Below are 26,035 nucleotides of genomic sequence, written 5' to 3' on the forward strand. Positions count from 1 at the left end.
AACCGGGTACAATGTGCCGCTGACAGGACGAACGAGTTGAATATACGTGAAAAACCGGATACAATGTGCTGCTGTGGAGGTATAAGCTGCCGGTCTAATACTGCCGCATCTGGTGGATAAAGAAACTTCGCCCGCTGGCAACAGGGGCATCTAGCGTTAAATTTCCTGCCCATCCAGCACCCTGGGCAGCAGGGTCAGCAGCCGCTCGCGGGTCAAGGCATCGCTAAGGTTCCACTTGCTGCCCTCCAGCAGATAGGCATGTCCTTGGCGGACGGCCGGAAGGCGCTGCCACAGCGGGCTCCGGATCAGCCGCTCCATGGCTGCCCGTGAATCTTCCCGCTCCGGGATGAGCATGAAGATGCGGTCTCCTGCGTAAGCCTCCAGCCGCAGCGGGTCTACCTCGCCGAAACCGAGCCCGGCGTCCAGCATATCTCTGATCTCAGCAGTAGGCTGCAAGCCGCCGGAGGCATACAGTGCCGCCGACAATCCGGACATTCCCATGGCATACAGATGTTCACCATGGTCGAAGAACAGTGCGGAGGCAGTCTCGCCGGACTGCAGAGTACCCTCATCATAAAGCTGCTGCCACATGGCCGCGTTCTTAGCCGCGTAGGCGGCAAGCCAGGCTTCAGCTTCCCGCTCTTTGCCCAGCCAGCTCCCCAGCGTGCGCATACGGCTGTCCAGCGGAGCGAAGGAATCAAAGGTGACGGTAGGCGCGATTTCTGCAACCCGTTGATACTTCTGTTCGTCTGCACTCGCCAGGATAATAAGATCGGGATGCAGGGAGGCCGTAAGCCGGGGCTCCAGCGGAAACCCGACGTTGGCCAGTTTGCGGAGCCGGTGCTTGTAGACGCTGTTGCGCGTAAACTCCTCATCTCCTCCGACCGGCTTCACGCCGAGCGCCAGCAGATCGCCCATCGTCTCCCCGTGATAGACGATGCGTCTGGGCCGCTCGGGAATGTCCACCGTATGTCCGGTCCAATCCTTGACCGTGAGCTTTCCGCGCTGCATTTGCGCATAGTGGCCGGGCGTGACTCCGGTCTTCTGGCGGAATCTGCGGCTGAAGTAATACTCGTCAGAGAAGCCGGACAGCCGGGCAATTTCCCGCAGCGGTTCCGCCGACTCCAGGAGGTACTGCTTCGAAATGCTGATCCGCAGCTCGGTCAGATAATCAAGCGGCTTCCTGCCGGTAAGCTTTTGAAAGAGCGGCGTATACTGCCAGAGCGAGATTCCGGCCAGCTCAGCCAGCTGCTTCACAGTAATGCTCTCCATGTAATGCTCCTGCATGAACTTGATCGTACCTTCTACAGATTGTGCAGGACTCGGCGCATCACTTGAGGGATAATTATGCTCGAACAGCAGAAGCAGAAGCTCCTGGAACTTCAGCTGCTGCCTGTACAGCTGCACATCGCTGCTGCTGCCGCTGCTGTCCGGAAGCTCTTCCGCCAGACGGATGACGCGGGTGAACGGATGAACGATGAATTCACGCCTGCCCGGCAGAAGCTCCTGCACATACGGGACAAGCTGGCCGGCATCATGATAGGCAGTGAAGATAATCTTGTAATAATACAGCGTCATTTCAGGATGATCGGTACTATAGGAAGTTCCCGGAGGCAGGAGATAGCATTTGTCCGCAGCCAGTGGAACAGAATCTTCATCAATATGCAGCTGACCGCTGCCGCCGGTAAAAATAAGCAGGGTCTGTCCGTGTGTCATCTGCGGCATGGAGCAAGAACCGGCAGGCTGGATCATCAGCCCGGCACTCTCCAGCCGGAACAGCAGGGAGCGGAGAGGAACAGGCGGCAAGGTTGTTGGTAACAATTGCAAACCTCCCTTGAAGAGTGAGAATGATTATCAATAAGAGAATTGTATATAAAATAAAGAAGCTTATCAACAGGCGTTGATAAGCTTCTTTGCGTCCAGCAGAGCCAATGTCCCGTTTGAAACTGACATCAATAGCCGGAGAGCATTAATTATTGTGCATTCATCAGCCGCGGAAGCTCCTGCAGCAGCCATTCCCTGGTCGTAGCATCAGAGGATGTCTTCATAATGTCCTGCGTGTAGACATAACCGTTTTTGACTGCAGGCAGGCTCTTCCAGATTTCGCTCTGCAGCATGGATTCTGTGGATTGCTTGGCTTCATCGGCTACCGGAGTCAGAACAAATATCCGGTCACCCGCGTACTGCTCAAGGACTTCCAGCGAAATTTCCTCAAAGCCTGTGCCTTCGTCCAGCAGCTTTTGCACAGGAGGTGTTGCCTTAAAGCCGTTCTCGCCGTACAGCACCTGTGAAAGTCCGGTTGCCGCCATAATGAACAGCCGGTCTCCAGGATAGTAAGTGAAGACAGAAGCGGTCTCGCCCGGCTTCATTCCTGCAGCTTTCAGCTGCTCCCACATGGCCGCTTCATCTGCTTTATACCGTGCCAGCCAGGCTGCGGCTTCTTCCGTTTTGCCCAGTATTCCGCCGATTTCCGTCATCCGCTCCTCCAGCGGGGCAAAAGTGTTAAAAATCACTGTAGGCGCGATTTTGGATAAAGCCTCGAAATCGGACTCCTCTGTTCCGGCATAGATAATGAGATCAGGCTGAAGCTCAAGCGTTTTTTCAAGATTAATAGGAAAACCTACATCTTCAACCCCCTGCAGCTGCTCCTCAAAAACCTGGCCTTCACCCATAGACAAAGGATATCCGGCTGCCTTGACTCCCAGTGCCACCAGATCCCCGTAGGTTTCCCCGGAATACACAATACGCTGAGGATGGACCGGAATCTCTACAGTGTGGCCTTTGTAATCTGTGTAAGAGCGTGCAGCGGATTCAGCCTCAGCCTCTGCGCCATTGTCTGTGCCTTCCGTAGAAGGCGCCGCACCCGCCGCTGTATTGCCCCCGGCATTAACCGCCCCCGCATTGCCTGCAGCTGGCTCCTCTGTATTACCGCATGCGAGCAGCAGCACACTCATCAAAAAGAGTATACCCAGCATCGAAAAAGCTTGTCTTGCCTTGTTCATATAACGTGCCTCCCCAATATAACGATTACCTTCGTTGATAATCATTCTCATTTAATTGGAATCTATCATAATTCATCGCTCATTGATACTCAATGGACAAAACTTAAGACAAGAATTGTTTTTGTGCAAAAGCGGCGTTCGGCATGAACAGGAATTTATTTGCGGAAAAATGATAATAACATATTGATAATAACAAGGAAAAGTGATAAGGTGTTGTTAATAACAAAATGTTAATATCAAAAAAATAAAACAACGGGAGGTTTTGTCCATGTTCGGTTTCAGATTCGTGAAGTTCCAGCCCAGTGATTATGTCCTCAAAGTGAGAAACGGCAAGGTTGTCCGTGAAGGTGTCGGCCTTTCTTTCTACTATTACGCGCCTACTACTTCGGTAATTGTTGTTCCGGTATCCTCGATTGATGTTCCTTTCATGTTCGAGGAGATCACGAATGATTATCAGACGGTAACGGTGCAGGGCCAGCTGACCTACAGGATCGTCGATTACCGCAAAACGACGCAAATCCTCAACTACACCTACAATTTGAAAAAGAATACCTATCTTTCCGACGATCCGGGCAAGCTGGCCCAGCGGGTCATTAATATTGCAAAGGTGCTGACCAAAAAACAGCTGGAGCAGCTGCCGCTCCGCGAAGCCATCCAGTCGAGTGAACGTCTGGCCAAGGTTATTACCCAGGAAATCGGCAGAGCGGAGGAGATTGAGAAGCTTGGGATCGAGCTGATGGGCTTGTCAATTCTGGCTATCGTTCCGAATAAGGAAACGCTGCGCGCTCTGGAAGCACAGGCCAGGGAAGAGATTCTCCGCAGCGCCGACGATGCGCTCTATGCGCGCCGGAATGCATCCATCGAGCAGGAGCGCCGAGTGAAAGAGAATGAGCTGAGTACGGAAATCGCTGTGGAGACGAAAAAGAAGCAGATCCGCGAGACCCAGCTCGATGCCGAACGGTCAGTGAAGCAGAGGCAGAATGCTATGAAGGAGGAGCAGCTCACCTTCGATACGGCGCTTGAGGAGAAGAAGCAGGAGCTCATTGAGCTGACAGTGGCGAACCAGAAAGCCGAAGCCGATGCCAAAGCCTACGAGCTGTCGGCAGTCATGAATTCGCTGCAGGGGGTCTCGCCGAATGTGCTGCAGGCACTGACGAATGTCGGCATGAAGCCGGATAAGCTGATTGCGATTGCCTTTCAGGAGCTGGCGGAGAATGCCGGGAAGATTGGCCAGCTGAATATTACACCGGACCTGCTGCAGGGGATTATGAATGGTGCACAGGGAAGTAGCACCGGAGCAGCGAGAGGAGCAGGAGGACGATGAGCAGCCGGATATCGGAGAATAAAATTGTGCTGATCAAGCGCAAGACCCGGCTTGAAGAGCTGGTCGTCCGCTACAATACGATCCAGCAGGCACAGTTCTATATTGAGCGGCTGGGTGCCGATTTCAGCGATTATGTCAGCGAGGATTACACTTACCGCAAAGCCGTGGAGACAGCGGTGATCGAGCTGGGGGCACTGGGCAGGGTGCAGCTGCTGGAACGCCAGCATGTGCCGAATTTCATCTTTGGGGATGAGGATACAGTAGTCGTGCTGGGGCAGGACGGTCTTGTGGCCAACACGCTCAAGTATTTGCGGGAGCAGCCGCTGATCGGGGTCAATCCGGATCCGCAGCGCTGGGACGGGGTGCTGCTGCCGTTCACTGTCCGTGATCTGCGCCAGCTTCTGCCTGAGGTGTTCCGCGGACAGCGTAAGGTACGCGAGGTGACGCTGGCCAAGGCAGAGCTGAACGACGGACAGAGCCTGTACGGCGTCAACGATCTGTTCATCGGCCGCAGAACCCATGTATCCGCACGTTACCAGCTGGAGCTTGCCGGAGTCAGCGAACAGCAGTCTTCGAGCGGGATTATTATTTCCACCGGAATGGGTTCTACGGGCTGGTTCAAAAGCGTCCTCGCCGGAGCAGCGGGTATTGTCCGCAGTGCGGCCGGTATGCAGGGGGCCGGCACAGAGGCGGATTCCCGCGGCCTTGCTGAAGGGGGAATGAACACGCCGCTCGCCTGGGATCACCCGGAGCTGTATTTCACGGTGAGGGAGCCTTTTCCAAGCCGCACAACTTCCGCAGGGGTGGTGTTTGGCCGGATCAGCGGAAGCCATCCGCTGCAGATTACCTCGCAGATGCCGGAGGACGGGGTTATTTTCAGCGACGGTGTTGAAAGTGATTTTCTGGAGTTCAACTCCGGTGTCAAGGCAACGATCGGCCTTGCGGAACGGAAGGGAAGGCTGGTTGAATAAGTGATGAAGACTGAAAAACTGCAAAAAGACTGTTACCGGGCAGAAATGAAAAATCACATTTCTGCGGTAACAGCCTTATTTTTACTCTGCTGGAGAAAGCCTGTTATTGAAAGCTGCGGCCCTGGTTCACTGGGGAACCAAACGCAGAGCCGGTAGAGGAACCAAAGGATTGGCCTGCCGGGAAGGTTCTGTTTATGGATGGTGTGTTGAAGGAAGTGTTGAAGGACGGGTTAAAGGCAGGGTTGAAGCTTTGCGCTCCGGTATTGTAGCCAGCCGTCACCGAGCTTTGCTCAATTTGTCTCAGAGACTGGGTAACCTGCTGCAGCTGCTGAATAGCAGTGTGATGTCCTTGCAGGGCACTTTGAATGATTTGAGTGGCTTTATGTTCACGCTGCGCCAGCTCTTCCAGTCTGACAGCATTTTGCTGCTCCTGCTGAAGCATTTGCTGATAAGCCTGGCTTGCCTGCTGGGTTTGGTTTACCAGCTGTTGGATGATCTGCTCACATTGGTTGATCTGACTGGAGATGTTAGAGTTCAAAGGGTTGTGCCTCCTTGGCAGGTTTATTTTGTAATCCGAAGTTTATTATCTCTGGTGCCCGTGCGGAATATTCATTAATACTGTCCCGGGCGGAGTATTTTCCTGCATGTTACAAGGGCTGAAATATGATGGACCAGCCCTATAGAATAGGTACAGGCTGCCCTGCAACTAATGCCGCTGAACTACGTCTATGTAGAAAAGAAGTTCCAGAATCACCCATAACCTGGAGGTGGGGCAACATGAATCTGCATGAGACGAATGGCCTGGTCAAGGCCTGGATGCCGCGGGGCATCAAGCTGGTACTTGTGTTTCTGGTTATGTTCACGGCCTGTTATGCAGGGAATGCGTCGGCAGCAGGATCAGCTTCTGCGGATCTGATTGTCGTGAACAAAAAGAGCAACAAGCTCGGCTATTTCACTAACGGCAAGCTGGAAAAGATATTTCCGGTGGCCACCGGCAAGACCCGGAGTCTGACGCCTGAAGGTACCTTCAAAATCGTAGTCAAGATCAAAAACAGACCGTACTACAAAGAGAAAATACCCGGCGGCGATCCTGCCAATCCGCTCGGTGACCGGTGGCTGGGACTTGAGGTGAACGGCACCATGGGGACCACCTACGCCATTCACGGCAATAATAATGAATCTTCTATCGGCAAATATGTCAGCGCAGGCTGCATCCGGATGCACAATGATGATATTCATTGGTTATATCCGCGGATCGCCAAGAATACCAAAGTCGTTATTACGTCCTCCAATTTGGATATGGAGAGCATTGCAGGCAAAGCCGGGTATAAACTCGGTAAAACCATGTTCGCCGGAACCTTTATTATTGACGGCAATCCGGTGAAGCTTAAGGACTCCCTGCTGCTGGAGAACTCGCGTGTGTTCATTCCGCTGCGGGAATCGGTGGCTGTCCTTGGAGGAACCCTGAAGCAGGAACCCGGTACCGGAGCGCTGATCATCACCATCGGAAATCATTCGGTCACCCATAAGCCGCAGACGGATCAGGCTGCAGTTAACGGGAAAAGTGTTACCATACCGGCTTCGCGGAATGTTGACAACAAGCTGATGATTCCGCTGTCCAGCCTGCCGGGATTGTTCGGGCTTCAATTCACTTATGATGCGCAGACTAAAACGGTGACATTCTTATAAAATCTGAAGGCCTGCTTCAAATTTTAAGCTGTATTGGCCGCCACGCAGGAATCATTATAATTATTCTTTACCTTGTTTGCAGGCTGGTATTTATTTATACTGTAAGCATCAATCAAAACGGACAATTACGGAGGGCGCCCGACCAATGAATAACTAACACGTTTCCTGATGAAGACCAATGAACTTGTGATGTGCATGTGTGCACAGTCCACGGGACACCCGCCCAGGGTGTACGGTCAGGGATACGTGTGTTTGTCGGGACCCTTATGAGCAATACAAGAGCAGTTTTGTACGGGCGGCTTGACTTAGCGTGTATTTGATTATATGCTGCGCTGCCCGGAGGCTGGTTTGTTATTGTCTCAGGTCCTCATACGTTACCTGTAAACCGCAGCCCGCTGGCTGCGGTTTTTCTGATGGGTTTGTGCATCGCCCAAGGAAACGGAGGAATCAATATGACCCTTATTAAAGTGAAAGATATAAAAAAAGAATGGAACGGCACCCCTTTGTTTGAAGGCGTGTCCTTTGAAATCGCTGCAGGAGAACGGCTGCTGTTATTCGGGCGCAATGGAATCGGCAAAACAACGCTGCTGCAGGGACTGCTTGGCCGGCTGGCCTTTGAAGAAGGCAGTGTCAGCAGCACCCAGCCGCCGGAAGAGTGGGGGGTGCTGGATCAGCAGCTGAACATTCCGCCGGAAGTCACCGTGCTTAAGTTCGTCTATTCCGGCTTGGCAGAAGTGGCCGAGCTGGGGCACCGAATGGAGCAGCTGGCGCACATATTGGAGGAGAGTGACGGTGCTGATGCAGCTGCAGTTGCTGAATACGGGGAAGTCTATGAGCACTATCTGCAGCTGGACGGTTACAGCTGGGAAGCCAGAGTTGAGAAAAGCCTGCGTCAGCTGAAGCTTGGGCCTGAGCTGTGGAATCAGCCATACCGCCTGCTGAGCGGCGGACAGAAGACAAGAGTACAGCTCGCGGCGCTGCTTGCCCGGCAGCCCAAGCTGCTTCTGCTGGATGAACCGACGAACCATTTGGATGAAGTAACGATGGAGTGGCTGGAAGAATGGGTGCGGAGTTACCCCGGTACCGTGTTCTACGTCTCGCATGACCGCACCTTTATTGACCGTACGGCAACTGCGGTGCTGGAGCTGGGCCCGGCGGGCTGCCGCCGTTATCCCGGAGCGTATACGCAGTACAGGGAGCAGAAGGAAGTGGAGGCGCGGACATTGGAGGGGCAATACCGGAAACAGGAGCTGGAGAAAGAAAAGCTGCTGGAGAGCATCCGGAGGTATGCCGAATGGTTCCGGCAGGCGCACCGTGCAGCGGGGCAGAATGATTTCCGGCGCTCCCAGGCGAAGAAGAATGTGTCCCGCCTCCACGCCAAGGAATCCGCGCTCGCCCGCATGGAGCAGAACCGTGTAGAGCGGCCGAAGAACGCGCCGAAGCTGAATATGAAGCTGGATAGCGGAGCTTTTGAAGGCGATGCCCTGCTGAAGCTGGAGGATGTCACCCTGGCCTACGGCGGCGGTCCGGCGCTGCTGGAACATTTCAATCTTTCTTTACGGCGGGGAGACCGGCTTGCTGTTCTGGGGCCGAACGGTGCGGGGAAATCGTCACTGCTGAAGCTGATTGCAGGAATCACGAAGCCTGCCGGAGGAGAAATACGTGTTCATCCGTGTACCCGGATCGGATATTTCGCACAGGAGCTGGACCATCTGAATCCGGAATTGACCATCCTGGACAGCCTGCTTGAGCTGCCGGGAATGACGCAGAGTGAGGCACGCACGATTCTGGGGTGCTTTTTATTTTCACGGGAGGATGTATTCAAGATGATCGGTGATCTCAGCCTGGGCGAGAAATGCCGGGTGGCTTTTCTGAAATTGTATTTTGGTAAAAGCAATCTTCTGGTCCTTGATGAACCGACCAACTATCTGGATATTGATACGCGTGAACGGGTGGAAGAAGCACTCGCGGCTTATCCCGGCGGGCTGGTCATTGTCTCGCATGACCGGTATCTGCATGCCAAGGTGGCGAACCGTCTGGTCCGTCTGGATCACGGGTGCAAGCCGCAATTCTTTCCGGGAACCTATGAGGAGTACACTTCCAAACAGCGGGACCGGGTGCTTACACCTGAAGAACAAGCCCGGGAAGGAGAGCTCCAGCTGCTGAGCATGCGCCTCGCTGATCTTATGCGCAGCAGGCTTGCTGAGACCGAAGAAGAAAACCGGGAGCTGATGCGGGAAATCGTACGTTTGCGGGATGAATTCAAGTGACGGAGGCCTCTTTTTACTTTATAATTTAAAGTATTAATTATAAAGTAAGTTTCGGGGAGCTGTTTATGAGCAGAGAAGCAATAACGCTAAATTCATTGACCAGCGTCACAGACGGTGGACATATCCTGTATTTGTTCGAGGATATCAACCGTTATGTTGATAATGCTCTATCCTATATTACTGCGGGGCTTGATCAAGGCCATCATATACTGCTGATTGAGCGGGAAGATGTGTATCATGAGATCTTGAACAAGCTCAGCGGCAGCGTTCCTTCGGGCCAGCTTCCATCTCTTCATTATGCAAATAACATAGAGTACTATGGCTCCCGTGGCGACTTCGACTTCCAGCACATTCTTAGCCACTTTGAAGAGATTATGGGGGAAGTTCAGGCACAGAATTTGCCTATCCGCACCTGGGCCAACGTAATGACCTGGGGCGACCATAACGAAAGACATATACATGGCAATCTGAAGGCGTACGAGCGGCAGACCACCTGTGTTGTCCGGGACTTCGGAATGGTTTCTGTCTGCGCCTATAATGCGGCAGAGATCTCTTCGTCCTTACAGAATGAATTGATGAAAGAACATGAATATGTCATGACGGACATGGAGTTTTTTCAATCACCTCTCTACCGGTACCACAACAAGGAAGAAATTATTTTTCCGTCTTTATCAGTGCAAAGACAGCTGCTTAACGAACAGAAGCATCTTTTGATTGAGAAGGAAGCCGTGGAGATGGCCAACCAGGCCAAAAATGAATTCATCGCGACAATGAATCATGAGATTAGAACACCGATGAACGGTGTGCTGGCCATGGCCGATCTGTTGGCTGCAACCGGGCTTGATCACAAGCAGAAGCAGTATGTCACCACCATTCAAAAAAGCGGAAAGTCACTGTTGCGGATCGTGAACGATATTTTGGATTACAGTAAGCTGGAATCAGGTTTCGGATTGTTGAATGAAGCCTTTAATGTCCGGGATTCCATAGATGAGACGCTGGATCTCCTGAATACATCTATAAGTAACAAAAGGCTTATGGTAAACGTCTCGGTGGAGAGCGAGGTTCCGCAGATTATAGTGGGTGATGACGGGCGGTTGAGGCAGGTGCTGCTTAATCTGCTGGGGAACGCGGTCAAGTTCACGGAGGAAGGCAGTATTTCCATTGCAGTGCAGCTACTTTCATCCGATCCTGCTACAGCCCGGCTTCAATTCACTATAGAGGATACCGGTATTGGAATCCCTGCGGAGAAGCGCAAGCAGCTGTTTCTGCCTTTCTACCGGGTCGATAACGGCATAACCAGGCGGACAGAAGGTACCGGTCTGGGGCTGGCGATCAGCAAGCGGATCATCGGGTTGATGAACGGGGAAATTAATGTGGAAGATGCGGACAAGTGTTCAGCAGGTACGGTCATCCGGTTCACAGCCACCTTCGATAATTATTAACTAAAAAGCGGCAGTCCGGACGTTGTAATATAGTCCGCGGCTGCCGCTTTTTTATAGATGCTTCCAGCACAGCGGAATTTTTATTTTCTGCAAATAAATAAGACATAAGATGACATATTTAAGATTTATAATAGGGGTAACTTATTGAAGGGAGCAAAATCATGATACGAAAAATTATTTTGGACTTGGCCGTTACGCTGGATGGTTTTATTGAAGGGAAAAACGGGGAAATTGACTGGTGCATCATGGATCCTGAGATGGAATTCGATGCATTTTTGAACCAAATCGATACTATTTTGTATGGAAGAAAAAGCTATGATCTATGGAGTCAATACGCTCAGGAAACTGAACATACCGAGGCTGATAAAGAACTTTGGGAATCGGTTCACAGCAAAGAAAAATACGTGTTTTCAAGGACGCAAAAAGGGACGGATGATAACGTAATTTTCTTGAACGGCAGTATACTGGAAGAAGTAAACCAGTTAAAGAGTAAACCCGGCAAAGACATGTGGCTGTATGGCGGAGCGAATCTTACGACAACCTTTGTTAATCTGGGACTGGTCGATGAGTTCAGATTGTCTGTTCATCCGGTAATTTTGGGAGAAGGCAAACCGCTGTTTATTGATATTACACAGAGAGTGAACTTAAAGCTGGTCCGTGCCAAAACATACTCTTCCGGCGTTGTACAGCTGATCTACCATTTGAATGGGGAGAGTCCAAGAGGGGATATTTGAATAGCAGATAGAGGATAGCGGTAAACGTGCATTATGGACCAGGCTGGCACGGTGGAGCATATTCCTGTATTTTCCCCCGGGGACTTCATTAATAATATAAAGGGCTGATATAATCTATCCATGGATTTACAATGTGGAAAAGAGGATCAGCAATGCATCTGGAATTAGACGCAAGTCAATATAAAGTCATCTGCGGCGGAGTCACGCTTGAGCTGCTGCCCAAGGAATTTGCCCTCCTTCAGTTTCTGTATCTCAACAGGGGGCGCACATTCAGCCGGGAGCAGCTCCTTGATAAAGTGTGGCCCATGGAATACCCGGTAGAACGCACAGTGGACGACCATATTTACCGGCTGCGCAAAAAGCTGCGCGGCATCGGCGGACTGAGTATCACAACCGTCCGCGGCTTTGGCTATAGTCTGAGCCTGACAGGTCCAGCTGCAGGGCTGGCGGTGACTCCGGCGGCGAAGGACCCTGAACTGCGGGAGACAATGAATGACGTGTTCTCCAAGTTCCATGTCTACGGGCAGGGCAGATCTATGGTCACCCTGGCGAGCCAGCAGGATATTCTCGGCTACGGGATGGACCCGCTGTACTCCATGGTGGTTCATTTTGTCCAGGGGGATTTGGAGTGGCTGATCCATACGGAAGAGCTTCCGCTCCAGGACCGGCTGTTTTATCTGCTCGTGTTCTATATTTTTACCGGCGATCCCAGGGAGAGGCTGAGCTTTTGCGAGCAGGTCATCGAGCGGCAGGTGATGCATCCGGAACACCAGCTGGAGGTGGAAATCCTCACTATGCTGGATTTGTTCACGATGGCAGGAGAGCCTGAAAGGGCACTGGAACGTCTGACAAAGTCTCATCAAGTCATTGCAGAACTCGGCTATGATAACTTTATTCCGGTCACGCTGATTACGGAGCTGTTTACACATCTGGTTGCGGGTACCGGAAATGAGGAGCTTGCGCGGATGGATCAAGCGGTCGGGGAGGTTTTGCAGCAAAAACCCTTCTTGCGGGAAATCGGCAGCTACAAAATTGTACAAGGGCTTTGGCATGTACGGAACTCGCAGTGGCGCCAGGCGGAAACGCTGCTGGATGAAGGCCTTCAGGTGCTGGAGATGTCCGGGTTCGTTCCATTGCAGCTTTACGGGCTGTACCGGATTACTCACTTTTTCCGGATGTTCCCGGCTACCGCAGCCATGCAGCGTAAGTACGGGAGCAGATTCAGGGCTGCGCTGGAGGATTCCGGGCTGATCCGGCTGGAGCAGCCTTTGGAGGAACTTTTGCAGAAGCTGCTGCAGCCCCTCTGATAATTCTCTGACAATTCTCCTTTACAGTAAGGTCATACAAGAATTGATTCTTAATGTGACCTGGAGGAATGTCAGATGGAAGCAACATCCAAGCAGAGCACAAGCCTGCTGCATAACAAAACATACATGCGCGTGTACAGCGCCTACGCCACAGCAACCTTTGGCGACTGGTTCGATACGCTGGCCATCCAGGTGATGGTGGGCTACCGCTGGCAGGCCGGACCTTTGGCGCTGGCGCTGATTCCGGTCGCCATTGCGCTGCCGAGCATTCTGCTCGGCTCCGTAGCAGGCGTAGCCGCTGACCGGCTCAACAAGCTGAAGCTGATGCGAATCTGCGATCTGCTGACTGCGGTTCTGACCGTCCTGGTGTTATTCGCGCCAAGCATGGTATGGCTGCTGCCTGTTCTCGCACTGCGTTCCGCTATTTCAACAGTGAATGTGCCTGCGCAGCAGTCCCTGACCCGCAGCATTGTCAGAGAGGACCAGCTGCTGCAGGCTTCTTCGCTTAACGGAATCGTGAACCAGGGCTCCAAAATTGCCGGCCCGCTGCTGGGCGGAGTCGCTCTGTCGCTGCTTACCCCGCAGTGGTGCATTTTATTGAATGCGGTGCTGCGTGTGGGCTCCTATCTGCTGCTGCTCTCCGTAAAAAACATCCACACAGAGGAACAGCCTCTGCTGCCGGAGACTCCTTCCGAAAAGATTCCGCTCCGCATGCTGTGGAAAGAAGGCTGGAGCTTCATGCTCCGCAGCCGGGTGCTGCTGAATACGATGCTGTTCGGGTTTGCCGGATCGCTCGTCATCCAGGTCATCGATTTTCAGTTTACGAGCCTGTTCCGTGCCTATTCACCGACCAATGAGTCACTGCTGGGCTGGATGATTGCCGCATCCGGAGCGGGTGCCGTGCTGGTCATTCTTCTTCTGAGTAAAATAGGGCAGAAGCTGGCGTACGGCTGGCGGATTGGCGGGGGGTATACTCTGATCGGCCTTTCCGTGGCCGGCCTTGGGCTGCTTCAGCCCGGTTCCCCCGAGCTCTGGGTGCTGCTGCTCGGATTCCTGCTGGGGACCGGGAACGGGATGGTGATTGTAGCTTTTAACTACTGCCTGCAAAAAGAAACCCCTCCGCATATGACCGGCCGCATCTTCGGGATCCAGAATACCGTGCTCAGCGCGGTGATGATCGCTGCCCCGCTGCTTGGCGGGCTGCTGGTTGAGCTTGCCGGAGCGGGGCGTATCTTCATCAATTTTGGTATCCTGCAGATGATTCTTGGCCTGGCTGGCCTGCTGTTCGGGCGGCTGCTCTGGCCGGTACAGCCTGCTGCAGCAGAGGATGCCGCTGTGCACCCGGCTCAGGGCAGGGCGGAGCAGCAGGGTTAAGCTGTAATTGTAATGGGGTGAGCCTCTGTGCGGTTTGGTAATTGTAATTGTATCTGCCTGCAGAGGCTGCCACCGCGGAATAAGTGTATTTCCTGCAGTTAAATGACTGCGAAAAACCAGGTTTTGGAGTTTAACTGCATTCTGTACAACTAAAAACGGCGTAATTTCCCCTTATGCGGAAAGTGAGCAGTTTTAACTGCAGAGAATGCAATTAAAGTTCGTTCTGCGCACAAATAAATCATTTTAGTTGTATGAAATACATTTAAAGCAGAGGTGCCGGCCTTTGTTATGGCGGAGGGATATCATTCCGGCTACACTGGTGCGAATGATTGGAGGGAATGCAGATGACAACTTACATTTACATGGTGCGGCACAGCGAGTCGGACAAGTCGGATGGGACAGAATGGCAGCGCGGATTGACGCCCCGGGGGAAGCAGGATGCGCACAAAGTGGCTGAGCGGCTGCGGAATGAAGGCATTACTGCGCTGTATAGCAGCCCTTATGCACGTGCGGTCGATACCATCAGCGTATTGGCAGCAGAGCTGGGCCGGGAAATACATACCCTGGAGGATCTTAAGGAGCGGGACTGGCACGGCTCTGACCGGCAGCTGACAGACGAGGAGGTTGATTTGTACCTGGAGCGGATGTTTGCGGAGCCGGATTTTGCCCTCCCTGGAGGTGAATCCAATGCAGCCTGCCAGGCAAGGGCGGTGGCGGCGCTGAAGAATATTCTGCATAACCATCAGGGGGAGCGGATTGTAATCGGCACGCACGGTATGGTGATGGCGCTGATGATGGGCTATTACGCCGATGAATACGGGCCGGAATTTCTGGACAGTCTCACCAAACCGGATATTTACAAAATGCAATTTGAAGGCGGGACGCTGGCTGGCGTGGAGAGGCTGACGGTATGAGTGGACCTGGAGTGGACCTGCCCTGCTATAATCCGTAAAAACACAGTGTATTTGCCGTCAGCAAATCCGCCGCCTGAGCGGGGGAATAACCGTGCAGCGAGCCCCACACAGCGGCCACCTCATGAATCATAGCCGGATGCGTGGATTTTCCGGTGAAAGGACCTTCGAACGGCCAGGGCCCGTCCGTTTCGGCCATGACCAGCTGCGGCGGATACATGCGCGCCAGCTCCTGGATCTCCGGCTCGTAGACAATATCCGGAGTGAAGGAGATATAATAGCCGCGTTCAATCATGAGCTCTACAGCTTTCCGGGGACCCTTGAACCAGTGAAAATGCGCCTTGGTTATGCCATGCTTCTCCAGCAGGGCACAGGCTGTCAGCGCATCTTCATAGACGGCATGCAGTACAGCCGGCTTGTTCAGCCGGGCTGCAGCCTCAAGCAGGATATCAAGCAGCCGGATGTAAGGCTCCATGTCAAAGTCTTCACCCCGGGCCAGGGCTTCAGCCCTGCTGTAATACGGCAGGCCGACCTCGCCTACAGCAACCATCTCTTCACCATGCTGATTTATCCACTCCAGCAGCGCAGCAAGCTCAGTTCCGGACGGCAGCGGCTGCTCGGGATGAAAGCCGTAGGCCGGCTTCACAAGCTGCGGATGCAGCGCGGCGATTTGCCGAGTACGCCGGCAGGATTCCAGGTTCATCGAGACGGCAATGAGCTTATCGATTCCTTGACCCGGCAGCACCTGCAGCATGGAATCCAGTGCTTCAGGAGATTGTCCCTCAAGATATTGTTCCAGATGAATATGGGCATCAATCATCGGTTAGATAGACTCCTTTTTTTGGAGAGGAGGTTCCTGCTGCTCCACAAATTCCATCAGGGTATCATGGGCCTCAAAGGTAATGGTATCCAGTACCATTCCGCCTTTCCCCGCTTTATAATCCAGCATCAGAGTTCCCATACTCTCCAGCATCCCCACGGTGACATTGGTTTCGGCCTTCAGCCTGCCGTTCTCCACCCGGTAATAAGTCACTGCACCAATTCCGGCCTTGTCTCCGAAATACTTCAGTCCGCCATCTTCTGCACGGTCCGGCAGCCTCATGGTTACCTTCGACGGTGAAGAGCCAGCGAGTTCAAGCTTCAGCAGCACATCCTTCCGGTCCAGGGAGATGACAGAGGATACGGCAGCCGCCGCTGCTTCTTCTGCAGGAGGAACGTCAAGCTCCTTCCATTGCTCAGGTTTAACCACATGAACCTCCTGGGCCATCATTCCGGTTCCATGCCCCATATAGAGAACGACCGTTGCTTCCGGTTTACCGTCACTGTCTATGTCAGCGTAATATAACTCTGGAGGACGCGTAGTATCCCGGGGAGCTTTCCAGTCGAAGCTGTGCTTCTTGCCGTTCACTTCAAGAATAAAACCCTTATAGGTATCCCCGTCTTTGAGCGCAGCATACAGTTTGACACTGCTGTTGGTTGAAGCTACGGCCAGCGGCTCTTCGGGAACCCGTACGGACGTGCTGAGACTGCCGGACACAACGGTTACTCTGCGGCCGGACGCGTCGAGCTCAACTTCGGCTCCGGTAAGAAGGGGGAGCGTGTCTGCGGGAACATAGTTATGTCCTGCCTTAAGGAGAACAGGAGCCTCCAGCTTCTCTTCGTAACCGCCTTCGGTCTGTGTATACTGGATCTGCATGGAAGAACTGCCGGGCGAAAGAGTAGTGACGGAGTAGCTGGTTGTGATCATCAGCTTTTTGCGGAGATTGTCCCATTTCAGTTCAGCAGGATAATATTCAAGCAGAGTTCTGGCAGGCACATACAAAATCCCTGCAGATTCAAAAGGCTCAAGATTGGCGAGGGCAGGCTGTCCGTCCACAATAAGTGAGAGCTTGGGTGCTGCATGTGCAGTATTGCTATATGTAGCCGCCAGACCGCCGAGAAGAGCGAGGGCGACCGAGGAAGCGGCAATTATTTTTTTCATAGGATAACCTCCGGAGTCTAATAATTCCAAAACCTATTCTATTATAGAATAAAATAGCCGTGTCCGGGTCACGATCTGTTAACAAAGCTGCAACAAGCCTGTTACGATTGCAAAAAAAGAATAAAACAATGACCCGCCGGAGAAGAACTATTGAAAGTTCCTTCCAGCGGGTCAGATGGGAGTACAGGCAGATTTTCATTTAGACAGTACGTTTCATAGCAGATGCGGGCATTACAGGGCGTACGGCCGCTGCAGTATCTTTTTTGTGGAACAGTCTGCGCAGGTAAGGCATAACCCAATAATCGAATCCGATCTTGCCGGCATTAGCTGCCGATACAATGATGATCACTTCCATGAGCAGCAGCTGCACATTGGTGCTGACTGTACCCGAGAGCAGGTAAGCGGCATTCATCACGAGGCCCATCAGCGCTGCAAAAGTAGTGAAGGTACCGAGAATCAGGCCCAGTCCGACGAGAACCTCACCCACCGGAACAAGGAAATTAAAGAAGTTCACACCGGGAAGTGCCGCATGCTCGAGGAAGCTGCCCCACCAGGCCTGCACGGTCGCGCCTTCTCCGGCACTTTTGGCGATGGCCCCTTGGAGGAAACCCGAGGCATCGAATCCGCCGGTCAGCTTGTGCCATCCGGCTTCAAGCCACTGGTAACCAACATATATACGCACTAGCGTAAGCAACAGCATAGCCACTTTATTATTACGGAACCAATGATTAAACATATTCTCCACTCCTGATTTTGTATTTTAGGCATTTGCACCGGATGTATTTCCATCGTTCCGGTTAACTTATACAGGCCTAAGATTTATTTTTTGTAAGTGTTAGTGGATGATCATCTCTTGTCTTTATATTAAGTGATTTTTTTCACAATAGGTGTGATAAAAGTCACAAATTCAAAAATAATTTTTATATCAAACTAAATTTTTAAATATTATTCATGGTCATGTGCCTGGAACTGGTATTGTGCTCTTAATTTTGGGATCAGATAGAGGGTTGACAGGAATTTTGTGTAAATCTAACATTGAACTATGAATGAAAATAATATATTAGCGGCAATCAGCCGCATTCACCGGCATGGTAACCGATTTATTGAACGTGAACTCAAAAAACATAATCTGCAGGGCATTGCCCCTTCCCATGGTGATATTCTGTACCAGCTGTTTGCCCGGGAGAATATGACGATGAATCAGCTGTCTGCTGCGATTGATAAAGACAAGTCTACGATTACGGCTCTGGTGGATAAACTGGTGCGATTGGAGTATGTAAAAAGGGAGCAGGATGAGAAAGACGGCCGGATTTTCCGGCTGTCGCTTACAGAGAAGGGCAGGGAGCTTCAGCCTGTTTTTGAAGACGTGTCGGAAGCGCTGCTGGAAGCCGTCTATGAGCGGTTTGATCCGGAAGAGAAGCAGCAGCTGATTCATTTGCTCGGCAAAATTAATCTGTGAAGCGCGGCAGTGTGGCGCGGAGGCGGTACAGGGGAGAACTGTACCGCCAGGCTGTCGAGAAAGTGCCGAAAGCCTTCTTAAGGTGGCGTTAATCATTGCCGGCTCAACCCCATCCCTTACCCGCACCAGAACCTATTAATTCCTTGGAAATGCTGAAATGCTAATGCTAACGGACCCCAGATCCGTTATTTTGCGCTAGAGGTGTGTTTTGAAATCCTAACAGACCCTGGATCCGTTATTTCATCCGAAAGGGCTTCATTTACCTATCATTTAGCAGCATAAAGGAACGACGGTCCGTTAGCGATAGAAACGGAGCGATATTAGGCAAATAACGGACGCTGGGTCCGTTAGCGTGCGAAAAAGGATGAGGCAGCTGGGTCCGTTAGCGTGCGAAAGAGGATGAGGCAGTTAACGGATGCCGCATCCGCAGACATGGAAATACGGCAAAGAAACCCAAGACCATTAAAAGAGCTGGGTTTCTCACCACACTGGCGGGTCAGGAGAGACCTGTACCGCTTTGTTTTTTTAGAGGAGTCTTATTACCAAGCGGGTTATAAAAAACGAAAGATTTTTACCAATAACCTTGCAGTTTCATGGTTTTTTATTCATAATGCAATGCCGCTGACATCCTATAATTTGACATATCCCTCTAGAATGTCTAAGGGAGGTAATGTCATGAAGGAGCTTACGGCCATTCACCGGCAGATCGAACGTGAACGGGCCAAACTAAATCAAATGGAGCAGCAGTACGGGTTAAATCATGCAAGCGTAATCAGACAATCCGTGAAGCTGGATGAGCTGATTAATACATATAACAGGCTGGACATGAGCACCAAGGACCGCCAGTAGCGCCTTATCAGATGACTTTGAGAAATGCATAAATACATAAGCGTATATTCTATCTTTCCTCATACAAACCTCACATAGCCCCGCACAGTTTCTGCATTATTTTTTCGCCTGAGCACGTACCTGACATGGGCAGCGGCTCAGGCCTTCCTCTTTTCACAAGCACAATTTACACCTGCCCGGATGCTGATCCTCCCCCCTATTTCATCGACTTTTTCGCGATTTTCACCCCTCCCTGTAATGAAACCGACGAAACAGCGTATTAGCTGTAGTAACTAACTTACTTGGCCAAGTAAAGAGTGTGGAAAGGAGAACTGAAAGGTGCAGGAGCGCGCATGGATACAACCTTTGTTACTGGAGAGCGAACAGGATTTTGCAGATACAGACGAACTGTTCACAACGGTATTTGATACTTACTATAAAAGGATTTTTAACTATATTGCCTACCGGGTCAGCTGCCGCTATATGGCGGAGGATTTGACGAGTCTGGTGTTTGAAAAGACATTGTCCAGGCTGCCGGGCTATTCCCGGAAAAAGGCGCCGTTTGAGGTGTGGCTGTTCGCCATCGCGAGGAATGTAGTGAATGATTATTACAGAAGCCTGAAGCGTCAGAAGTTTTTCTCGCTGGAGTCTATCCGGGAGCTGGTCTCAGGCAAAAAGGCTCCTGAAGAGCAGCTGCTGGAGGAAGAGCGGAGCGGGAGGCTGAAGCATGCACTGGACACACTTGGTGTGAAGGAGCGGAATATCGTAGCGCTTAAATTCGGAGCCGGTCTGAAAAACAAAGAGATTGCCCTGGTCACAGGGATGTCCGAGAGCAATGTGGGCGTCACCCTCTACCGCAGCATGAAAAAATTAAAATCTGAAATCGGGAGTGTGGATGAACTGTGAATCCTAAAGAGAAAAATACAATACAAAACTTCGCACATGATATCGACAACAGCCGCTACACAGACGTTACCGGAAACAGGAAGAAGTCTCCGGAGTACGAGGAGCTGCTGAAGCTGGGACAAGCACTGGCGGAGCATGATTTCAGCCGGGATTCCAGCCGCTCCACCGTGTTGGTTAAGGCTCGAAACGGCTTTTCGCGTGATCACGCTAACCGGGGAATGCAACTGACCCGGAGATTGAAACGACCGGCCATGATCCTGGCTTCGCTGCTGATTGCAGGCATAGTCAGTGCCGGCTTCGTTAAGCCGTCCTTTGCCCAGGAGATGCTGCAGAAGATTAATCTCGGCCATATTATCGCCAGTGTAATGGATTACACCCGTAATGCTCCGGAGTTTCCGGAGGAGCTGAGGGGGAAGATTTTTGACCGGTACGGCAACCCGGTGGAATCCTACCTGACTCCGGCCGGTGCGCTCTTCACAGCTTCAGGTGAACCGATCGCAAATATAACATGGGACAACCAAATTATTACCAAGAAGGAACAGGAGGCGCTGGACAAGGAGCTGGAAGCAAAAAAGTTCAATGTAAAGTCCCTTGCAGAGATGAAGCAGTATGCATTATTTGATGTGAAGCTTCCCCAGTACCTGCCGGAAGGCTTCGTCTTTGACCGTGGAGAGTTCTATAAGGGCGAAGAGGGTGTGAACGGAAACTATCTCAATTTGTACTTCAGCAGTGAGAAAAAGGGCAAGAGAATTAGCATATTCCTGGCTTACGCCAATGAGGACAATGCCTATGAGATGTCGACCAGCGGGAAAATGGAGCAGGTGAAGGTGAACGGCACCGATGCGGTGATGATGAATGAGCGGAGCTTGGATTGGGAAGCAGACGGCGTCCTCTACGGGCTTAGCACCCGCGGATTGGACCGTGACGAGGTTCTACGGATTGCTGAGTCAATCCGCTGAGCAGAGAATATCTAACCGCCGATAGTATAGCGGAGGATGAGCCCGGGGAATCCCGGGCTTTTTGACGTAAGCATGAGTCTCATCAGGAACTTATAAACCGCAGGCAGCGCTGCAGGCAGCGTCTGGTGTATTTAAAGGACAGGAATAGAATGAATGCAAGCATCATGCCTGCCGGAAGGCTGGCAATACGCGGCAGCGGATAGCCCGGTGAGATGTTCATGGCAATGCCGTTCCAGCCGAAAGTTCCGAGCACAGCCGCAATCAGGGAAATACAGGCACAAACGATACTGCCCGCCGTCCACACGCTTAGAATAGGGATACCGAAGAGGAGGATCAAGCCTTTGCCGATGAATTTTAGCACAGCTGTACCCATATGGCTCTGGCTGTTCATAGCGCTGGTCCTTCCGGCTCTAACGTGAAAATTGCCGCTCCAACTTTGGCGTTACCGTCCACCTTCAGGCTGGCGCTGTAACGGATCTCCTGAATCTCACAGCCGGGTCCGATCACGATGTCCTTCCCGCTGACCAGCCGGGCTGCCGTGTGCTCCAGATCAACCATGTCTCCATGAATATAGCGGCAGTTTAATTTCCGCAGAGGCCCCATCAGGGCATTAAATATCCGGGAAGCGCGCTTTACGGTAAGGGTTCCATTGGACTGCAGCTGATCTGCTGTGCAGGAGGAACTCAGACGGATTTCGAGCGATTCGGCTGAGAAAAGACTGTGTACCCGTACGGCACCCTCCGCGAAAAAGGTCAGGGTATGAATAGCTTCTGCAGCGGACAAATATCCGGCGGACTTGATGTGCTCTGCCTGAAGGCTGCGGACGCGCAGGCTTCCCAGATTCTCGGTTCTTGCGGCAGTGCAGCGGCCTGCGATACGGCATTCGCCCGACACCTTGAGCTCAGCAGCCGTTACATTTCCCCGGGCATTCAAATGGCCTATAACATGTACAGCAGAAGCAGTGATGTCATCCCGGCGGAGCAGTGAGCCTCTTACTTTGAGCGGAGGCTGTTCTGCGGTCAGCTTAGAGACAGGGAAAGGTTTATTCATAAGCACGCACCTTCATTTGATTATTTTTGTTATTAAAATATATATTTATAATAATATATGTTGGTTGAAATAAAAAGCTGCTGCACAAAAAAACACCGCCCCGTTTCCGGGACAGTGCAGATGAATGTGTTATTCGGTTAGATCGTCCATCATTGTATGTATCTGCTGCAGCGTTGCGGCGATGGACTCCAGCTCTGCGGCTTCAAAACCGCTGAAGAGCTGCAGAATCCGCTGATCACCTTCACTGGTGAGCTTTATCCGGACGACTCTGCGGTCTTCCTTGTTGCGGACCCGTTCAATAAGGCCGGCGTTCTCCAGCTTATCACACATCGAAGACGCGGCTCCGGGTGTAATGATGAACCGTTCCGAGATATCTGTAATCTTCAGGGTTCCGGTAAGCCGCAGCTGGAACAGCAGCATAATCTGGTTATTGCTCAGCGACTCCTTTTTGGTGATCCGCTCCATAAAAGCCTGGGATTTCTGCTGAACACCTGCCATTGTGTCCATCACTCTATCAATAGCCTGGGACTTCTTGTCATCTATGCTCATAGGTTGGCTCCAATTTGTTATAGTTTCTAAAATATATAGAAGCTATAACTTTCTTGTCAAGCGCAGTCCGTGAGTTTCCATATTGTCCTCATCAGCGGAGACCGATATCGTGGAAGCGGTTGGCGATAGGTTCGCGCAGCAGCCCGCGGATGGCCCGGACCGCAGCAGTCTCCGCTTCCCCGGCAGCCCGGAATAATCCGGTTAAATCGTCCACAGGCGTGGAAGGGAGCGGATTTTGCATGAATTTAGTTTCCAGTATCTTTTCATATATTAAAGAGAGGCGGCTGTACTGTGCGGCAACCTCCTGTAAGGAGGGCCAGTAAGACACGGCGTGCTGCGTATAGGCTGCGGCATCCTTTTTGGCAGAAGCATAGACCAGGAAGGTTTCATAAGCTCCATCAGCATGAAAGCGGCCGGATTGCAGTGCCTCCAGTATAGCGTCATAAGCAGCGAGCCCGCAGGCATAATCCTCTTCGGGAAGCATAACATCGGGAGTTTCTGCCCTAAAGACAGCCTGTATGCAGGATTCTTTGATGATCTGCAGGAGATCTGTCTCTATCTGTGTTTCGTAGATCTGGTAGTAGGCGTAAGGCGAGACGTTCAGGCCGAACCCGGCAAAAGGCAGCTCCTGCGCAGATTCCGTAAGGCCGTCCAAATAGTAAAACACCTGACTTTGTTCGTTATATCCGTTCACGATGACAAAACCGTCTTTCCAGACGACGGCTCCTGTTCCGCTGTCAATGGCACGTTTAATATCCAGCACAGCCTGCTCCTGGTACAGGGGAAAGGTCGGGGTGAAATGAAAGCCGCCCCACTGTGAAGTAGTAATGCCGATGAGATCGCAGGCGACAAAATGTTCAGCCATCCAGTTATAGGCTGTGGCCGAGTCCGGATGAAGCTCTCTGTGAACAGAGAACCGGAAGCAGGCGCCTGTCATGCCGGCCAGCATATATTTTGGCAGCGTAAACCAGCCTTTGCTTTCCAGAACGCCATAAAGCGCATCGGTAAACGAGCGGGATTCCCGGCGCAACCGGAGCGGATGAAGCAACGTTTTATTCATGAATGAATTCCTGCTTTCTGCATGTCGTGACTCAGCCTTCTGCCGTAAGCTATCTTGCTGTATGTGCTCCCCATCTGGGTACGAGGGTGCGTTTGCGGTCAGGGTAACGTTCGGAGATCAGGCGGCATAAAGCCATTGCCCGTTCTTCCAAAGCCTGCGCCTGAACCAGCGCGGTACATAAGGAAGTAAGCTTGGACTCCTCAGGCTGTCTGTTTCCATAAAGAGATGGGAGCACAGCCGTTATTTCTCCGCTCATTCGATCCGAAAGCTCCTGATACAGCTGCTGGACTTCAGCCAGTCCGGGGAGCAGCGTCTTTACCTCCTGCAGGTAATCACTGATCTCCCTGCGCGAATGCATGTAAGTATCCAAAGAATAGCCGGCGCCCCAAGGCTCATACTCTCTTTTGACCAGAGCATCATGTAAATAACGGTAGGCAAGCCGGCCGGAGGCGATGTCCTTGTCGGGGAGTGTTTTATAAGGAGTGTTCCAGTCCTGCAGCGCCAGCCTCAGCGATTCCAGTACGGCATCTGCCGGAGGAATATTCACCTGCTTCCCGAAGATCCGGCAGTACCAGTAGGGGGTAATGTTCATTCCGAAATTGTCATACAGGAGCATTTGAGGCGCATGGTTGCGGCCGTCCTGCATATAAAAGACCTCGGCTTCATCATCATAGCCGTAAATAACGCCAAACTCGGGAATCCAGTAAATCACGCCAAGACCGGAATCTATGCTCTGCTTCGTCCAGAGAATGGCATCCTGCTGATAGCTTCCGGAGGAAGCGTGTCTTGAGCGGCCGCCGTCGTATACGGTATGGATGCCCAGATTATCTATCGCGGGTGAATGCTCCGTCCCCCATTGGCCGTAGGCTGTGACAGAGAAAGGGAGGAGTCTGCGGTGCACCGAAAATTTGAAGGCCATGCCGCTGAGACCTGAGAGCATAAATTTCGGGCCCTCAAAACGGTCAGCCGCAGTCAGTATGGCATAAGCGGCATCCGTGAACGATTTGGATTCCCGGGTCATCCGGATGTGGTTAAGAATCATAGTGGCTCAGCCTCCGGGTTCAGCAAATGCAGCAGAGCGCTGCACTTATCTGTGATTTTCTGTTTCAGCCATGCCGGGCCCAGAAGCTCCAGCCACTCTGCTGTAAGCAGATGCCGGACAAACTGTTCTTGATCATAAAACTCCGCTTCATAAATATCCCCAGTGGTGTGACGGACCGGAAATCCGTACCAGTGCGTTGTCTCCGGAGAAATACCGAGGCGTAGTTGGGCGTGAAAAGGCTTCAGCCTGCGTTCAGTCCCCTGCCTTTGCGCGCGCCTGTCATCGTCTGCAAAATGCTGTGTTGTCAGCTGCAAATCGAGGATCGAGGACAGGCGGAAGTATTCGGGATGGTTGCGGCCGGTTACCCTTGCAATAACATGGTCATCCTCATAATGATTTTCCAGTTTAAGCGGGCAAATCTCCAGTTCACCTTCTCTGCCGTCATAGGTGATTTTGACAATGAACCGGTGTTTCACGGCATATTGAAGCAGTTCAAAATACTGCAGTACTTGCGCATTTACCGCGAATATCGGCAGCCTGGCTTCCTCCGCCGGCTCCTCCTGATCGGTAATCCGGTTCAGCAGATTCCCGATCCGCCTCACTTCAGGAGCATTCTCGTAATTATAATGGCTGTAGCGGTAGGCCAGATATTGCAGAATCCGTTTCTCCTGATCCGTCAGATACAGGTAAGGAAGCGTGAAGCTGTCATCTTCATAGCAGTATCCGCGCTGCCTGGCCACATATTGCAGCGGGGCGCGCAGTGACGATGCCATATATTCGATATCCCGCTGCGCCTGGCGTTTGGAGATTTCGAACTGCTCGGCGAGACGGCTGCTGTTCGGGTACCGCCCCGCCCTGACCTGCTGGTCGAACCATTGTATACGGTGCGTATGACTCAAGGATAATGCTCCTTTGCATGATGGGTACGGAATCAGAACCGATGTTTCTTATAGTATAGGCAGGCTGCCGGAATGTAACAAGGATGGAGGTCTCACTCTACGGACATCCATCCCTGTTATGTTGGGCTATGCTTAGCTTAGGCTGTACCTGATGATTAGTCTGATATCGCGTCTACTTTAATCTGCGGCGCTTTGCTGCACCGTTTGCATACCTTTATTCCGGTACCATCGCTTTTTACTTTTGGATAGAGCAGCTTGATGCGTGTGCTTTGACAGAT

25 protein-coding genes are annotated in these 26,035 nt (G+C 52.0%); 13 read left to right on the forward strand and 12 right to left on the reverse strand.

The annotated features are described in order from the left end of the window. Window positions 1-156: 156 nt before the first annotated feature. Together C2I18_RS17475 and C2I18_RS17480 are read right to left on the reverse strand one after the other, a co-directional pair. A complete protein-coding gene (locus C2I18_RS17475; protein WP_249897033.1) occupies window positions 157-1,821 on the reverse strand; it encodes an ABC transporter substrate-binding protein in 1,665 nt (554 codons plus the stop codon). A gap of 152 nt (window positions 1,822-1,973) precedes the next feature. After that, the gene (locus C2I18_RS17480) at window positions 1,974-3,002 is read right to left on the reverse strand and encodes an ABC transporter substrate-binding protein (protein ID WP_249897034.1); all 1,029 of its coding nucleotides are present in this window, start codon (window positions 3,000-3,002) and stop codon (window positions 1,974-1,976) included. Window positions 3,003-3,270: 268 nt separating this feature from the next. Here C2I18_RS17480 and C2I18_RS17485 point away from each other — a divergent pair, with 268 nt between their 5' ends. Together C2I18_RS17485 and C2I18_RS17490 are read left to right on the forward strand one after the other, a co-directional pair. Then, complete coding sequence (locus C2I18_RS17485) at window positions 3,271-4,326, forward strand: SPFH domain-containing protein (protein WP_249897035.1); 1,056 nt, start codon at window positions 3,271-3,273, stop codon at window positions 4,324-4,326. Further along, a complete protein-coding gene (locus tag C2I18_RS17490) occupies window positions 4,323-5,297 on the forward strand; it encodes a diacylglycerol kinase catalytic domain-containing protein (protein WP_249897036.1) in 975 nt (324 codons plus the stop codon). Before C2I18_RS17485 ends, C2I18_RS17490 begins: the two co-directional genes overlap by 4 nt. 103 nt (window positions 5,298-5,400) lie before the next feature. Here C2I18_RS17490 and C2I18_RS17495 read toward each other — a convergent pair whose 3' ends face one another. Then, window positions 5,401-5,835, reverse strand: a complete 435-nt coding sequence (locus C2I18_RS17495) for a hypothetical protein (protein WP_249897037.1) — start codon at window positions 5,833-5,835, stop codon at window positions 5,401-5,403. A gap of 239 nt (window positions 5,836-6,074) precedes the next feature. Here C2I18_RS17495 and C2I18_RS29650 point away from each other — a divergent pair, with 239 nt between their 5' ends. The 7 genes from C2I18_RS29650 (at window position 6,075) to C2I18_RS17535 (ending at window position 15,027) form a co-directional block, all read left to right on the forward strand. After that, entirely contained in the window at window positions 6,075-6,986 is a 912-nt protein-coding gene (locus C2I18_RS29650; protein WP_275100929.1) for a L,D-transpeptidase family protein, read from the forward strand. Between the two features lie 467 nt (window positions 6,987-7,453). Beyond that, window positions 7,454-9,256 carry a ribosomal protection-like ABC-F family protein gene (gene abc-f, locus C2I18_RS17510; protein ID WP_249897038.1) on the forward strand — a complete coding sequence of 601 codons (1,803 nt, stop codon included), beginning with the start codon at window positions 7,454-7,456 and terminating at the stop codon, window positions 9,254-9,256. 95 nt (window positions 9,257-9,351) lie between these two features. Continuing rightward, the gene (locus tag C2I18_RS17515; protein ID WP_249897039.1) at window positions 9,352-10,698 is read left to right on the forward strand and encodes an MEDS domain-containing protein; all 1,347 of its coding nucleotides are present in this window, start codon (window positions 9,352-9,354) and stop codon (window positions 10,696-10,698) included. Between the two features lie 161 nt (window positions 10,699-10,859). Further along, window positions 10,860-11,432 carry a dihydrofolate reductase family protein gene (locus C2I18_RS17520; protein WP_249897040.1) on the forward strand — a complete coding sequence of 191 codons (573 nt, stop codon included), beginning with the start codon at window positions 10,860-10,862 and terminating at the stop codon, window positions 11,430-11,432. Between the two features lie 152 nt (window positions 11,433-11,584). After that, a complete protein-coding gene (locus tag C2I18_RS17525; RefSeq protein ID WP_249897041.1) occupies window positions 11,585-12,739 on the forward strand; it encodes a winged helix-turn-helix domain-containing protein in 1,155 nt (384 codons plus the stop codon). Between the two features lie 75 nt (window positions 12,740-12,814). Continuing rightward, window positions 12,815-14,113, forward strand: coding sequence for an MFS transporter (locus C2I18_RS17530; protein ID WP_249897042.1), 1,299 nt, complete (start codon window positions 12,815-12,817; stop codon window positions 14,111-14,113). Between the two features lie 344 nt (window positions 14,114-14,457). Then, a complete protein-coding gene (locus tag C2I18_RS17535) occupies window positions 14,458-15,027 on the forward strand; it encodes a histidine phosphatase family protein (RefSeq protein WP_249897043.1) in 570 nt (189 codons plus the stop codon). 25 nt (window positions 15,028-15,052) lie between these two features. Here the strand turns inward: C2I18_RS17535 and C2I18_RS17540 are convergent, their stop codons facing one another. The 3 genes from C2I18_RS17540 to C2I18_RS17550 form a co-directional block, all read right to left on the reverse strand. After that, entirely contained in the window at window positions 15,053-15,844 is a 792-nt protein-coding gene (locus C2I18_RS17540; RefSeq protein ID WP_249897044.1) for a TatD family hydrolase, read from the reverse strand. A 3-nt stretch (window positions 15,845-15,847) separates the two neighbouring features. Then, window positions 15,848-17,005, reverse strand: coding sequence for a stalk domain-containing protein (locus C2I18_RS17545; protein WP_249897045.1), 1,158 nt, complete (start codon window positions 17,003-17,005; stop codon window positions 15,848-15,850). A 199-nt stretch (window positions 17,006-17,204) separates the two neighbouring features. Beyond that, window positions 17,205-17,741 (reverse strand): DoxX family protein, encoded by a 537-nt coding sequence (locus tag C2I18_RS17550; RefSeq protein WP_249897046.1) that lies wholly within the window; start codon window positions 17,739-17,741, stop codon window positions 17,205-17,207. Window positions 17,742-18,047: 306 nt separating this feature from the next. On the opposite strand from C2I18_RS17550, the gene C2I18_RS17555 reads away from it, so the two are divergent. The 4 genes from C2I18_RS17555 (at window position 18,048) to C2I18_RS17570 (ending at window position 21,157) form a co-directional block, all read left to right on the forward strand. Beyond that, window positions 18,048-18,464 carry a MarR family winged helix-turn-helix transcriptional regulator gene (locus C2I18_RS17555; protein ID WP_249897047.1) on the forward strand — a complete coding sequence of 139 codons (417 nt, stop codon included), beginning with the start codon at window positions 18,048-18,050 and terminating at the stop codon, window positions 18,462-18,464. A gap of 675 nt (window positions 18,465-19,139) precedes the next feature. Further along, entirely contained in the window at window positions 19,140-19,313 is a 174-nt protein-coding gene (locus C2I18_RS17560; protein ID WP_249897048.1) for an aspartyl-phosphate phosphatase Spo0E family protein, read from the forward strand. Between the two features lie 318 nt (window positions 19,314-19,631). Continuing rightward, a complete protein-coding gene (locus tag C2I18_RS17565; RefSeq protein WP_249897049.1) occupies window positions 19,632-20,198 on the forward strand; it encodes a sigma-70 family RNA polymerase sigma factor in 567 nt (188 codons plus the stop codon). Continuing rightward, window positions 20,195-21,157: a DUF4367 domain-containing protein gene (locus tag C2I18_RS17570; RefSeq protein ID WP_249897050.1), complete on the forward strand. Its 963-nt coding sequence runs from the start codon at window positions 20,195-20,197 to the stop codon at window positions 21,155-21,157. The genes C2I18_RS17565 and C2I18_RS17570 overlap by 4 nt, the downstream gene beginning before the upstream one ends. 82 nt (window positions 21,158-21,239) lie before the next feature. On the opposite strand, the gene C2I18_RS17575 is transcribed toward C2I18_RS17570, so the two are convergent. The 6 genes from C2I18_RS17575 to C2I18_RS17600 all read right to left on the reverse strand — a co-directional run bounded on the left by C2I18_RS17575 (window position 21,240) and on the right by C2I18_RS17600 (window position 25,757). After that, window positions 21,240-21,548 (reverse strand): hypothetical protein, encoded by a 309-nt coding sequence (locus C2I18_RS17575; RefSeq protein ID WP_249897051.1) that lies wholly within the window; start codon window positions 21,546-21,548, stop codon window positions 21,240-21,242. After that, on the reverse strand, window positions 21,545-22,207 hold the full coding sequence (locus tag C2I18_RS17580) for a hypothetical protein (RefSeq protein WP_249897052.1): 663 nt from the start codon (window positions 22,205-22,207) through the stop codon (window positions 21,545-21,547). Before C2I18_RS17580 ends, C2I18_RS17575 begins: the two co-directional genes overlap by 4 nt. 129 nt (window positions 22,208-22,336) lie before the next feature. Continuing rightward, window positions 22,337-22,756 carry a MarR family winged helix-turn-helix transcriptional regulator gene (locus C2I18_RS17585; RefSeq protein WP_249897053.1) on the reverse strand — a complete coding sequence of 140 codons (420 nt, stop codon included), beginning with the start codon at window positions 22,754-22,756 and terminating at the stop codon, window positions 22,337-22,339. A gap of 91 nt (window positions 22,757-22,847) precedes the next feature. Then, on the reverse strand, window positions 22,848-23,816 hold the full coding sequence (locus tag C2I18_RS17590; RefSeq protein ID WP_249897054.1) for a hypothetical protein: 969 nt from the start codon (window positions 23,814-23,816) through the stop codon (window positions 22,848-22,850). 49 nt (window positions 23,817-23,865) lie between these two features. Beyond that, entirely contained in the window at window positions 23,866-24,858 is a 993-nt protein-coding gene (locus C2I18_RS17595; protein WP_249897055.1) for a hypothetical protein, read from the reverse strand. Continuing rightward, the gene (locus tag C2I18_RS17600; RefSeq protein ID WP_249897056.1) at window positions 24,855-25,757 is read right to left on the reverse strand and encodes a helix-turn-helix transcriptional regulator; all 903 of its coding nucleotides are present in this window, start codon (window positions 25,755-25,757) and stop codon (window positions 24,855-24,857) included. The genes C2I18_RS17595 and C2I18_RS17600 overlap by 4 nt, the downstream gene beginning before the upstream one ends. Between the last annotated feature and the right edge of the window lie 278 nt (window positions 25,758-26,035).

The sequence above is a fragment of the Paenibacillus sp. PK3_47 genome (assembly GCF_023520895.1).
In the GTDB taxonomy this organism is placed as follows: domain Bacteria; phylum Bacillota; class Bacilli; order Paenibacillales; family Paenibacillaceae; genus Paenibacillus_AQ.